The 11,714-nt window shown below is 73.9% G+C and carries 12 protein-coding genes and 1 riboswitch; of the genes, 10 read left to right on the top strand and 2 right to left on the bottom strand.

Annotated features, from left to right (window positions below; all coding sequences use genetic code 11):
• The first annotated feature begins 10 nt into the window (after positions 1–10).
• Positions 11–1,102 carry a DNA glycosylase AlkZ-like family protein gene (locus KALB_RS07220; RefSeq protein WP_030108414.1) on the top strand — a complete coding sequence of 364 codons (1,092 nt, stop codon included), beginning with the start codon at positions 11–13 and terminating at the stop codon, positions 1,100–1,102.
• Positions 1,103–1,118: 16 nt separating this feature from the next.
• The gene (locus tag KALB_RS07215; protein WP_025355051.1) at positions 1,119–2,114 is read left to right on the top strand and encodes a helix-turn-helix transcriptional regulator; all 996 of its coding nucleotides are present in this window, start codon (positions 1,119–1,121) and stop codon (positions 2,112–2,114) included.
• Here the strand turns inward: KALB_RS07215 and KALB_RS07210 are convergent.
• Both KALB_RS07210 and KALB_RS07205 read right to left on the bottom strand, forming a co-directional pair.
• Positions 2,081–2,833, bottom strand: coding sequence for a sugar isomerase domain-containing protein (locus KALB_RS07210; RefSeq protein ID WP_025355050.1), 753 nt, complete (start codon positions 2,831–2,833; stop codon positions 2,081–2,083). The genes KALB_RS07215 and KALB_RS07210 overlap by 34 nt on opposite strands.
• Before the next feature lie 86 nt (positions 2,834–2,919).
• A complete protein-coding gene (locus tag KALB_RS07205; RefSeq protein ID WP_042220282.1) occupies positions 2,920–3,465 on the bottom strand; it encodes a precorrin-8X methylmutase in 546 nt (181 codons plus the stop codon).
• 69 nt (positions 3,466–3,534) lie between these two features.
• A riboswitch (cobalamin riboswitch) is annotated at positions 3,535–3,709 on the top strand.
• Between the two features lie 67 nt (positions 3,710–3,776).
• Between KALB_RS07205 and KALB_RS07200 the strand changes: the two genes are divergently transcribed.
• From KALB_RS07200 to KALB_RS43710, 8 genes are all read left to right on the top strand, one after another.
• Entirely contained in the window at positions 3,777–4,595 is an 819-nt protein-coding gene (locus tag KALB_RS07200) for a cobalt-precorrin-4/precorrin-4 C(11)-methyltransferase (RefSeq protein WP_025355049.1), read from the top strand.
• Positions 4,592–5,335 (top strand): precorrin-3B C(17)-methyltransferase, encoded by a 744-nt coding sequence (cobJ, locus tag KALB_RS07195; RefSeq protein WP_025355048.1) that lies wholly within the window; start codon positions 4,592–4,594, stop codon positions 5,333–5,335. The genes KALB_RS07200 and cobJ overlap by 4 nt, the downstream gene beginning before the upstream one ends.
• The gene (gene cobA, locus KALB_RS07190; protein ID WP_025355047.1) at positions 5,332–6,057 is read left to right on the top strand and encodes a uroporphyrinogen-III C-methyltransferase; all 726 of its coding nucleotides are present in this window, start codon (positions 5,332–5,334) and stop codon (positions 6,055–6,057) included. Before cobJ ends, cobA begins: the two co-directional genes overlap by 4 nt.
• On the top strand, positions 6,044–6,709 hold the full coding sequence (locus tag KALB_RS07185; RefSeq protein ID WP_025355046.1) for an energy-coupling factor ABC transporter permease: 666 nt from the start codon (positions 6,044–6,046) through the stop codon (positions 6,707–6,709). Before cobA ends, KALB_RS07185 begins: the two co-directional genes overlap by 14 nt.
• A gap of 151 nt (positions 6,710–6,860) precedes the next feature.
• Positions 6,861–7,637: a cobalt ECF transporter T component CbiQ gene (cbiQ, locus tag KALB_RS07180; RefSeq protein WP_025355045.1), complete on the top strand. Its 777-nt coding sequence runs from the start codon at positions 6,861–6,863 to the stop codon at positions 7,635–7,637.
• A complete protein-coding gene (locus KALB_RS50075; RefSeq protein ID WP_158510724.1) occupies positions 7,634–9,334 on the top strand; it encodes a CbiX/SirB N-terminal domain-containing protein in 1,701 nt (566 codons plus the stop codon). Before cbiQ ends, KALB_RS50075 begins: the two co-directional genes overlap by 4 nt.
• Positions 9,335–9,337: 3 nt before the next feature.
• The gene (locus KALB_RS43715) at positions 9,338–10,369 is read left to right on the top strand and encodes a hypothetical protein (RefSeq protein ID WP_025355043.1); all 1,032 of its coding nucleotides are present in this window, start codon (positions 9,338–9,340) and stop codon (positions 10,367–10,369) included.
• A 141-nt stretch (positions 10,370–10,510) separates the two neighbouring features.
• A complete protein-coding gene (locus tag KALB_RS43710; RefSeq protein ID WP_148309382.1) occupies positions 10,511–11,617 on the top strand; it encodes an NUDIX domain-containing protein in 1,107 nt (368 codons plus the stop codon).
• Positions 11,618–11,714 lie beyond the last annotated feature (97 nt).

Below are 11,714 nucleotides of genomic sequence, written 5' to 3'. Positions count from 1 at the left end.
GGATGGCCTGGTGACCACCGAAGTCAGCCGCGAACAGGTGCTCTGGTACCGGACCAGGCAGCAGGGCCTGCTGCGGGAGAGCGAGCACCCCGAGGTGCTGGAGCTGGGCTTGCAGGACTCCCCTGCCGGGGTCGCGCGGCTGGCGCTGGCCGCGCGCACCACCGGCGAGGCCGACCTGAGCGGGTTCGACCTGGCCTGGACCCTGCGTGGGGCGCCCTACTTCCACCGGCCCGGCGAGCTGGCGCGGCTGGCCGCCGAGCTGTGGCCGTGGAGCGAGGCCGACGCGCAGGCCCGGCTGCTCTGGCCGAGGTCGCGGACCAGCACCGGCGGGCTCACCCCGTTGGCGACCTACCGGCTGCTGGCCGAGTCGCTGCGCTCGATCGTGGTCGGGCCGATGACCAAGGGGGCCGCCAGCGCCGCGCTGACCAAGCTGGTGCCGCCGGAGCAGACCCGCTGGTGCCCCGGCTGCAAGTCCCAGCACGTGTACGAGCAGCCGTTCCGGCTCGCCGCGCTGCCCGCCGGGCTGGGCATCGAACCGGGTGAGTCCCCGCTGACCCTTGTGCACGCGCACAACGCGAAGGGCGTGCCCGAGCAGTCCGCGGGGGCCGAGCGCCTGATGCGCGCCTACCTGCGCTTCCTGGGACCGGCGACGCCGACCGAGGTGGCCAAGTGGCTGGACACCTCCGCCGCCGAGGTGCGCGGCCGCTGGCCGCAGGGGTTGGCGGAGGTCAGGGTGGACGGCCGCAAGTGCTGGCTGCCCAGCGACCGCCTCGACGACCTGGTCTCGGCGCAGCCCCCGGAGCTGGTCCGCCTGCTGCCCACCTCCGACCCGTTCCTCCAGGCGCGCGACCGGGCCGTTGTGCTGCCGCACAAGGAGCAGCAGAAGACCCTGTGGACGATCCTGGGCAGCCCGGGCGCCGTGCTGGTCGACGGGGAGGTGCTCGGCGTGTGGCGGGCCAAGCTCGGCCGGAAGGACCGCCTGGACGTCACGATCACGCAGTTCGGGGAGCTGGACCCGCCCGCGCGGGAGGCGGCGCGGGCCGAGGCCGAGCGGGTGGCGGGAGTTCGCGGGGTGCCTTCGGTCAGCGTCTCGTTCAGCTGAGACGACAATGCGCGGTATGCGCGCGAGCCGTCTGCTGTCCACCCTGCTGCTGTTGCAGACCCGGGGCCGGATGACCGCGCAGGAACTGGCGGACGAGCTGGAGGTCTCGGTGCGCACGGTGTACCGGGACGTCGAGTCGCTGTCGGCGGCCGGGGTTCCGGTGTACGCCGACCGCGGGCCGACCGGCGGCTACCAGCTGCTGGACGGCTACCGGACCAGGTTGACCGGGCTGACCTCGGACGAGGCCGACTCGCTGTTCCTGGCGGGTATGCCGGGACCGGCCGCCGAGCTGGGCCTGGGCACGGTGGTGGCCACGGCCGAGCTCAAGCTGCTGGCGGCGCTGCCCGCGGAGCTGCGCAGCAGGGCGAGCCGGATCAGGGAGCGGTTCCACCTGGACGCCCCGGGCTGGCTGCGCGAGGCCGACCAGGCCCCGCACCTGGCCGAGATCGCCGAGGCGGTGTGGAACCAGCGCGTGCTGGAGCTGCGCTACCGCAGGTGGGCCAAGCCCCGCGAGGTGACCCGCCGGGTCCGCCCGCTGGGCGTCGTGCTCAAGGCGGGCACCTGGTACCTGGTGGCGCTGGCCGACGAGGACCTGCGCACCTACCGGGTGTCCAACGTGCTGGCGGTGCAGACCCTGGACGAGCGGTTCGACCGGCCCGCGGACTTCGACCTGCCGGGCTACTGGCAGGAGTGGGCGGAGCAGTTCGAGGCCAGGATGCGCGGGCAGCAGGCGGTGATCCGGGTCTCGCCGGAGGCCATGGGCTGGCTGCGGGCCCTGCTGGGCACGTTCGCCGCGGACGCCGTGCGGGCCAGCGCCGGGGAGCCGGGGCCGGACGGCTGGGTGCGCGCGGTGCTGCCGATCGAGTCGGTCCGGCACGCCCACGTGGAGCTGCTCAAGTTCGGCGGCATGGTGGAGGTGCTCGAACCCGCCGAGCTGCGCGAGCTCATGGTCAGGACCGCGGGTGAGCTGGCCGCGCTCTACGAGGGATCGCGGCGGATCCTGCCCTCGTAGCGCTGCTCCAGCTCGCGGTTGTGCGCGTCGCCCTCGGGCACGTTGGCGGACAGGTAGACCGGCGGGGTCTGGCCCGCCGCCAGGATCAGCGCCGCCGCATCGGCCAGCATCATCTGCGCCGCCATCGCCGCGGTGATCGAGGAGATGGCGCAGACCGCCCCGCCGGTGGGCAGCGGCAGCAGGGTGTCGCCCATCGGGCCGCAGTTGTCGATCACCACGTCGGCCAGGTCGTGCAGGTGCTTGCCGGAGGGGTGCCGGGAGGCCACCGCCGTGGCGTGGTCCAGGGAGGTGAACGCGATCAGCCCGTGCCCGCGCCGCTTGACCAGGCTGGCCATCTCCACGGTGGAGCCGTTGCCCCCGGAGTTGGAGGCGATCACGAACAGGTCCCCGTCCTGGACCGGGGCCAGCTCGTAGATCCGGTGCGCGATGGCCGGGTCCCGCTCCACGTACTTGTCCAGTGCGCCCGCCGGGGTGTCCCCGTAGGTCACCACGTCCCGCAGCGACAGCTTGTTCGTGGGGATCAGCCCGCCCGCGCGCCCGGCGATCTCCATGACCAGGCCCTGCGAGTGACCGGTACCGAAGGCGTGCACCACCCCGCCGCCCAGCACGCACTGGGCCACCAGCCCGGCCGCCGCCGCGATCGGCTCGCGCTGGGTGCGGACCAGCCGGTCGATCACCTCGTGCGCCGCCGCGAGGAACCCGTCCTGGTTGACTGCCATCCGCACGCACCCCATCGCCGTTGACGGTTTACCGGTGATCTTGCCGTCACGTTACCGATAAACAGTGCTGGGCGGGAGTCCGCAGCTCAGGCGTACAGCAACGCGTTCACGGCGGCCGTGGCCAGTGCCGCCCCACCGCGCTCGCCCCGGTTGGTCAGCGCGGGCACCCCGCTCTCGCGCAGCGCCCGCTTGGCCTCGACCGCGCCGACGAACCCGGCGGGCAGGGCGATGACCAGCGCCGGGCGCAGCGCCCCCGAGGCGCACAGCCCGGCCAGCTCGTTGACGGCCGCGAAGTCCTGGCCCAGCGCGAACACCGCGCCCTGCGCGTACTGCCCGGCCAGTGCCCCGATGCCGCCCTCGGTCTCGGCCGCGATGTGCGCGGGGCGGCTGGTGACGCCCGCCGCGACCATGCGCACATCGGTGATCAGCGGCACACCTGAGGTCAGCGCGCGCCTGCCCGACTCCAGCGCCCGCTCGTCCACGAGCAGGTCCCCCGCCCAGCTCGGATCCGCGGTGGTGTGCACGAGCCGCTCCACAACCGCCCTGGACAGGACTGGCAAACCGGACGTGTCGACCCGGGATCGCAGGATCCGGTACGACTCCTGCTCGATCGGATGCCGAACCCGTGCCACCGCAACTCCCTCTCTCCGACAGCCCGCGACCACCGTAGTCGGCGGTATGACCAGCGCCGAACGTCGGTTAACCTGCTCCGCGAGCGTGGTGACGGGAAGCCGGTGCGAATCCGGCGCGGTCCCGCCACTGTGACCGGGGAGCCGCCCCCCACGAGGCAGCCACTGGGACCCGAAGGGTCCCGGGAAGGCAGGGGGACGGCGCCGATCCGGGAGCCAGGAGACCGGCCACGCGAGAGGGACACGCGTCGCACGGAGGATGTGATGGCTGCTCGCAGGGCTGGTTCGCGCGCGCGGACCAGGGCGAGGTCGCGGTGATCTCCTTTGTCGGAGCCGGACCGGGCGCGGCCGACCTGATGACCTTCCGCGGCGCGGCCCGGCTGGCCCGCGCCGAGGTCGTGGTGTGGGCCTCCTCGTTGATCCCGGCCGAGGTCCTGGAGCACGCCAACCCGAGTGCGGAGCGGCACGACTCGGCGGGCATGACCCTGGAGGACGTGCTCGCCGTGTACGCCAGGCATCCCGAGGCCGCGATCGTGCGCCTGCACAGCGGGGACACCAGCGTGTACGGGGCGATCGGCGAGCAGATCGCGTGGTGCCGCAGCACCGGCCGCGAGTACGAGATCGTGCCCGGGGTGGGCTCGCTCAGCGCAGCCGCCGCCGCGATCGGCCGGGAGCTGACCGCCCCGGGCGTGGCGCAGAGCATCGTGCAGACCCGGTTGGCCGGGGGCAGGACGGCCGCGTCCATGCCGGCGGGCGAGTCGGTGGCCGCCTTCGCCGGGCACCGCACGACCATGGCCGTGTACCTGTCCGCCCAGCGCCCCGCACAACTCCAGGCCGAACTGCTGGCCGAGGGGCGCGGCTACGCCCCCGGGACCCCGGCCGTCGTGGTGGCCAAGGCGAGCTGGCCGGACGAGCGGGTCATCACCACCACCGTGGGCGGCCTGGCCGAGGACCTGGCCGCCTCGGGCATCCGCACGGCGGCACTGGTCCTGGTCGGCGACGCGCTGGGCGAGATCGAGCCGCAGCGGACCAGGCTGTACGACCCGCGGTACTCGCACGGTTGTCGTCGGCGGTCCACCGAGGGCAGCACCGAGGGCCGCGCCATCCCGGTCGAGAAGCGGAGGCTGCCGTGACGGGCCTGCTCACGGTGGTCGGACTCGGTCCCGGCGCCGCCGAACACCGCACCCCCGCCGCGGCCCAGGCCGTGCGCGAGGCCGAGGTCGTGCTCGGCTACTCCGCCTACATCGACGCCTGCGCCGACCTGCTCGGCGCCGGGCAGACCGTGCTGCGCGGGCGGATGACCGAGGAGTCGCGCCGCGCGGAGCAGGCCGTGGCCCTGGCGGCGGCCGGGCACCGCGTCGCGCTGGTGTCCTCCGGGGACGCCGGGGTGTACGGCATGGCCACGCTGGCGCTGAGCACCGCCGCCGAACTGCCCGTGGCGCGGCGCCCCGAGGTGCGCGTGCTGCCCGGGGTCACCGCGGCCCTGGCCTCCTCCGCGCTGGTCGGGGCCCCGCTGGCGCACGACTTCGCCTGCCTGACCCTGTCCAGCCTGCTCACCCCGTGGGAGGAGGTCGAGCGCAGACTGCGCGCGGTGGCCGCCGCCGACCTGGCGCTCGCCCTGTACAACCCGCGCTCGGCGGGGCGGACCTGGCAGCTCGACCGGGCACGTGAGGTGCTGTTGGAGCACCGCGGGCCCGGCACGCAGGTCGCGCTGGTCACCGACGCGGCCCGCCCCGAGCAGCACGTGCGGCTGACCACCCTGGGCGAGCTGGACAGCTCGGTGGTGGGCATGACCACCACGGTGCTGGTCGGCGCCTCGGCCACGCGCCGGCTCGGCGACTGGCTGGTCACCCCGCGGGCGGCCGGGGCGTGACGGTTCACCTGGTCGGCGCCGGACCCGGCGATCCCGGCCTGCTGACCTGCCGTGCCGCCGAACTGCTCGGCAGCGCCGAGGTCGTGGTCTACGACCGGCCCTCAATGGCCGACATCCTGGCGCTGGCCGGTACCGGGGACAAACGCTGCGTTGGCAAGTCCGGCAGCCGACCCGCCTGGCCGCAGGCCGAGGTCAACCAACTGCTGGTGGACCTGGGCCGGGCGGGCCGCGAGGTGGTGCGGCTCAAGGCGGGCGATCCGTTCGTGGTGTCGCGGGGCGGCGAGGAGGCACTGGCCCTGGCCGGGGCGGGCGTGCCGTTCGAGGTGGTGCCCGGCATCTCGGCGGCGATCGCGGCGCCCGCGCTGGCGGGTATCCCGGTGATGGTCCGCCAGATCGCCACGACCCTCACCGTGGTCGCGGGCAACGAGGACCCCGAGTACCGCCAGCGCATCGACTGGTCGGCGGTGGCCGCGGTGGGCGGCACGGTGGTGGTGCTCACCGGCCGGTCCGCGCTGCGCGGCATCGCCGAGGAACTGCTGGCCGCGGGCATGGCGGCGGACACGCCGGTCACCGCGGTGAGCGCGGCCAGCCGGGCGCACCAGCGCCGGGTCACCGGCACGCTCGCCGCACTGCCCGACCCGAGGATGCGCCCGCCGGTGACCTTCGTCATCGGCGCGGTCGCCGCACTGGACCTGCTGGAGGGCAGCGATGCACATCCCTGACGGATTCGTGAACGCGCCGGTGTCGGTGGCCGGTGCGGTGGTCGCGGTCGGCGGGCTGGCGGTGTGCAGCGGGAGGCTCGGCAGCTCGATCCGGGACCGGGACATCCCCCTCGCCGGGCTGGCTGCGGCCTTCTTCCTGGTGCTGGAGGCGCCGATCTTCCCGATCGGCGTGGGCACCGGCGGTCACCTGCTGGGCGGCACGCTCGCGGTGGCGCTGCTCGGGCCGTGGCTGGGCCCGGTGGTGATCTCCGTGGTGCTCGTGGTGCAGGCCCTGTTCGCCGGGGACGGCGGGGTCACCGCTCTGGGCGTGAACGCGGTCAACCTCGCGCTGCTGCCCGCGCTGATCGGCTACCCGCTCATCCTCGGACTGCGCAAACTGTTGCCCCGCACCAAGGTCGCCGTGGTCGCGGGCTGCGCCGTGTCGGCGGTCATCGCGGTGATCGCCGCTTCCGTGCTGTACAGCCTGGAATACGCCGTGGGCGGGGCCGCGGGGGTGCCCGCCGCCACCGTGGCGATCAGCACCATCGGCACCTACTCGATCATCGCCCTGTTCGAGGGGCTGGTCACCGGGCTGGTGGTCGCCGCCCTGCTGCGGTTGCGGCCCGACCTCGTGCGGGTCGGCAGGCACCTGACGGCGAAGGCCCAGACGTGAGCGAGCTTGCGAGCGAACCATCGGGCACCGGGCCTGCGCGAAGCGCTGCACCGAGCGCCAGCGAGGTGCGGCACGTGAGCGAGCTTGCGAGCGAACCATTGGGCACCGGGCCTGCGCGAAGCGCTGCACCGAGCGCCAGCGAGGTGCGGCGATGAGTGGGGCCGCCCACAATCCCGGCGCGGATCTGCTGATCCCGGCCGACACCCCGCTGCACCGCGCGGCCCCGCAGTGCAAGGTCGCCGCGACCGCGCTGTGCGTGCTCTTCGTCGCGTGCACGCCGAAACAGGTGTTCTGGCCGTACCTGGGCTACGCGGCGGTGCTGGCCCTCGCGGCGGCCATCGCCCAGGTTCCCGCGACAACCCTGTTGCGACGCCTCGTTGTGGAGATCCCGTTCGTGTTCTTCGTGGTGCTGCTGCCCCTGTTGGCCACCGGCCCGACCGTCGAGCTGCTTGGCGTGCACCTGTCCGTCGACGGCCTGGAGTCGGCGGCCTCGATCGTGCTCAAGGCCAGTTTCGGTTTGCTGGCAACGGGTGTGCTGGCCGCGACCACCCCGCTCGCCGAGATCATCACTGGCCTGGAGCGGCTGCGCGTGCCGCGGGTCTTCACCGCAGTGGCCTCGTTCATGGTGCGCTACGTGGAAGTGCTCAACACCGAGCTGGCACGGCTGCGCACGGCACGGGCCTGCCGCGGCGGGGACCCGCGCTGGCTGTGGCAGGCCCGCGACACGGCGGCCTGCGTCGGCGCCCTGTTCGTGCGCGCCTTCGAACGCGGTGAGCGCGTGTACCTGGCGATGGCCTCACGGGGCTACAACGGCGCGCTGCCAACGGTGTTGACCGGGTCGGCGGCCGGTGCGCGGGCGTGGACCGTCGCGCTGGCGGTGCCGCTGGTCTACGGGGCGCTGGCGCTGACCGGGTGGGTGACGCGGTGACGGCCCCGGCACTGGTGCTGCTCGGGCACGGCAGCCGGGACGCCGACGGGGTGGAGGAGTACTGGGCGCTGGCCGAGGTGGTCAGGGCCAGTGCCCCGGACCTGGTCATCGGCTGCGGCTTCGTGGAACTGGCCGAACCGGGGGTGGACGAGGCGATCGACAAGGTCGTGGCGGCGGGCGCCAGCGAGGTGGTCGTCGTGCCGCTGGTGCTGCTGGCGGCGGGTCACCTCAAGAACGACGGACCCGCGTCCATGGCCCGCGCGCGGCTGCGCCACCCCGGCGTGCGCTTCCGCCTCGCCAGGGACCTGGGCATCGAGCCGACCGTGCTGTCCGTTGCCGAGGAGCGCATCCGCGCCGCGGCCGGTGACACCGACCCGGAGACCCTGGGCGTGGCGCTGATCGGCCGCGGCTCCTCGGACCCGGACGCCTGCTCGGACCTGTGGAAGGTGGGCCGCCTGCTGGCCGACAACCGCGGGCTGGGCATGATCGAACCGGGCTTCGCCGGGGTGGCCAGGCCGAACGTGGCCGAGGCGATGGAGCGCTGCCGCAGGCTGGGCGCCACGACCATCGTGGTCAGCCCGTTCTTCCTGTTCACCGGCCTGCTCGTGCCGCGCATCATGGCGCAGGCCGCGCAGTGGGCGCAGGAGCACCCGGAGATCACCGTGCGCGGGGGCGAACATCTCGGCCCGGACCCGAGGCTGGCCCGGCTCGTGCTGGAGCGCTACCGCGAGGCGCTGCACGGGGACGTGCGGATGAACTGCGATCTGTGCACGTACCGGGTGCAACTGCCCGGCTACGAGGACAAGGTCGGGCTGCCGATCTCGCTGACCCCGCACGGGGACGAGCCCGCGCGCGGCAAGCGGCGCCCGCGCAGGGCGATCCGCACCCCGGCGCCCGCACCGGCACCGGAGCTCCAGGTGCGGCGGGGCCGGTTCCTGCCCTCGGCGGCGGCCTCGGCGGAGGTGCCCGCGATCGAGGTGCGCGGGCTGAGCTTCGACTACCCGGACGGCACGGCCGCACTGTCCAATGTGGACCTGACAGTGCGGCGCGGCGAGCGGATCGCCCTGCTGGGGCCGAACGGGGCGGGCAAGACCAGCCTGGTGCTCCAGCTCAACGGGGTGCTCACGGCGAAGTCCGGCGAGGTGCTGATCAGCGGGACCGCGGTGGGCCCGAGGACGCTCAAGCAGGTGCGGCGCAAGGTGGGCGTGGTCTTCCAGGACCCGGACGACCAGTTGTTCACGCCCACCGTGGGCCGGGACGTCGCGTTCGGGCCCGCGCACCTGGGGCTGTCCGGCGCCGAACTGGATGAGCGTGTCGCCGAGGCCCTGTCCTACGTGGGGCTGACCGAGGTCGCCGACCGGCCGCCGCACCGGCTGTCGCTGGGGCAGCGGCGGCGGGCTGCGGTGGCCACGGTGCTGGCCATGCACCCGGAGATCCTGGTGCTGGACGAGCCCTCCTCCAACCTGGACCCGGCCGCCCGCAGGGAGTTCGCCGACCTGGTGAAGCGGCTGGGCATGACCACCCTGCTGGTCACCCACGACCTGCCCTACGCGCTGGAACTGTGCCAGCGCGCGGTGGTGCTCGACCACGGCCAGGTGGTCGCCGACGGCCCGATCCGCGAGATCCTGGCCGACACCGGGTTCATGAGCGCGCACCGCCTGGAACTGCCCGCTGGCTTCAACCCACTCGGAGGCTGACCCGTGTCCCGGCTACTGGCGCTGGTCGCCCTCCTCATGCTGGCCCTCGCCCCGCAGGCGGCGGCGCACGACACCGGCCACACCCCCGCCGACCGGGTGGGCGACCTGCGCAGCGAGATGATCCCCAGCCAGTTGCCGCCCGGGGTGGAGGTGCGGGTGCTGGAGAACGGCCAGGCCCTGTGGCTGCGCAACCCGACCCGGATCGACCTCGTGGTGCTGGACACCGACGGGGCGCAGCGCTACCAGGTGGGCCCGGACGGGGTGGCGGTCAACAGCGCGCTGCCGCCGGAGGAGACCCCGGCCGGGGACATCAGCGAGGACCACTCGCGCCAGGCCGCCGACCCGGCCGCGACCGCCCCGCAGTGGCAGCGGCAGTCCACCGAGCCCGTTGTGCAGTGGCACAACCACTTCGCGCACTGGGGTGACGCGCAACTGCCCGCGGCGGCCGTGTCCGACCCCGACCACGAGCACCTGATCCGCGCCTGGCAGGTCGGCCTGGAGTACGACGGCAGGCACTACGAGATCCGCGGCGAACTGCGCTGGATCCCCGGCCCCTCGCCGGTGGCCTGGGTGTTCATCGCCCTCGCGCTGGCCATCGGCACCTGGCTGCTGGCCTTCGCCCGCCGGGAACGGCTGCTCGTGCTGCCCACCGCGGTACTGGTCGTGTCCAGCGCGTGGCACGGTGCGGCGATGCTCGCCGGGCGCAACGCCGAGGACGGCCGCACCGTGCTCACGCACGACTACCTGCCCGCGATCGCCGCCGGTCTGCTCGGCGTGGTGGCCGTGGTGCTGCTGGCCACCGACCGCCGCAACGGCCGCTGGTTCGCCGCGCTGGCGGCGATCGGCTCGGGTGCGGTCGCCCTGCTACGGGATTCCGCGGTGTGGTGGAGTTCCACGAGCGTGGTGGCCCTGCCGATCGACCTGGACCGGGTGCTCGTCTCCGTGACCGCTGGGGTGTCGATCGGCCTGGTCGCCGCGCTGCTGACCACGCCCGCACCGCAGTCGACACGAAGTGAGCCCTCCTCGATTTCGTAGCCGATCCTCGGCCGACCGCACCACGCTTATCGGACCGTCACAGTTCCGCAATTGCCGGTACCGGTAGCGGGCGAGGTCGGGCACCGCTGATCCGAACGAGTGATCCTGTCTCCGGCAGGGGTCGCTGGCTATGGTGTGCCGATGACAACGGCGTCAGGCCACCTGAAGCGGTGGGCGGTGGAACAGCCCTGGCTGTTCGCGATCGGCTCGGCGCTGGCCTGGCAGCTGGTGTTCGTGGCGGCCGAGTCCGCGCTGGCCGCGGCGGGCCTGCCCGGCCAACTCCGCCTGGCGCTCGCCGCCCTGCTGGCGGCCGGTGTCCCGCTCGGCGTCGCGGCCGCGTGCGGGTGGTGGCGGGAGAGCGGGCTGGTCGGCGGCAGGCCCGACGCCCGGTGGCTGCTGGCACTGCCCGTGCTGGCGCTGTGCCTGGTGTCCGGCGGTGCCGGTGGCACGGGCGCCGCCGCGCTGGCCGTCGGGCTCAGTGCGGAGCTGGTCAGCCGGGGCACGGGCCAGTTCACCCTGCGCCGGTTCGGGCCGTGGCGAGGCACCCTCGGCGTGGTGCTGATCTTCGAGTGCGCCGACCTGCTGGTGCGCTCCTGGGACGGCCGAGCCTCCGGCCAGGTGCTGACCGACCTCGCCTTCGGCTTCGCCCTGACCGCCCTGCGCTGGCACGTGGGCAGCGTCTGGCCGCTGGCGCTGCTGCACGCACTGCACGCCGCGCTCGCCCCCGCCGCGTCCTGGTGGCAGCTGGGTGTGACCGTGGCGCTGCTGGCCTTCGGGGTGTGGCTGCTGGCACGCGTGCCGGTGGTGCACACGAACGTGCGCCCCACGGTGCGCGTGGTGTGCCTGGACATGCACGGCCGCGTGCTGCTGCTGGGCAGGCAGGACCCCGCCGACGGCACGCGGGCCTGGGACCTGCCCGGCGGTGGCATCGGGCCCGAGGAGTCCCCCTTGGCCGCGGCACGCCGGGAACTGCACCAGGAGACCGGCCTGCCCGAGTCCTGCGTGCTGGACCGCTATGTGCTGGCCCAGCGCGATTCCTACTGGAACGGCACGCGCTACTGCGGTGAGGAACGGTTCTACCTCGCGCGCTCCGCGTGCGGCCCGGCGCCCGTGATCGGCGACCAGGAACCGCGCGAACTGGCGCTGATCCGCGACCAGCGCTGGGTGTGCCCAGCGGCGGCCAGCCAGTTGCCCGGCCGGGTGCAGATGACGGCATTGCGCGAGATAGCCCGGAAGCTCGACCAGTAGTCCAGCGCGAAATTCACCCGATCAGACGCATTTTCCGCGGGGCCCGGAAATCGCGCCGCGCGAGCCGCCTTGCATTACCCGCTGGTAGGTAGACGTG

The organism is Kutzneria viridogrisea DSM 43870 (assembly GCF_000525635.1).
Classification (GTDB): domain Bacteria; phylum Actinomycetota; class Actinomycetes; order Mycobacteriales; family Pseudonocardiaceae; genus Kutzneria; species Kutzneria viridogrisea.
The sequence above is the reverse complement of the archived record's forward strand: the minus strand, read 5'-3'. Positions and strand labels throughout refer to the sequence as shown.

Coding starts and splice junctions, on each gene's coding strand:
- KALB_RS07215 (WP_025355051.1), top strand. CDS start 1,119: ATGCGCGCGAGCCGTCTGCTGTCCACCCTGCTGCTGTTGCAGACCCGG.
- KALB_RS07210 (WP_025355050.1), bottom strand. CDS start 2,833: ATGGCAGTCAACCAGGACGGGTTCCTCGCGGCGGCGCACGAGGTGATC.
- KALB_RS07185 (WP_025355046.1), top strand. CDS start 6,044: ATGCACATCCCTGACGGATTCGTGAACGCGCCGGTGTCGGTGGCCGGT.
- cbiQ (WP_025355045.1), top strand. CDS start 6,861: ATGAGTGGGGCCGCCCACAATCCCGGCGCGGATCTGCTGATCCCGGCC.
- KALB_RS43710 (WP_148309382.1), top strand. CDS start 10,511: ATGACAACGGCGTCAGGCCACCTGAAGCGGTGGGCGGTGGAACAGCCC.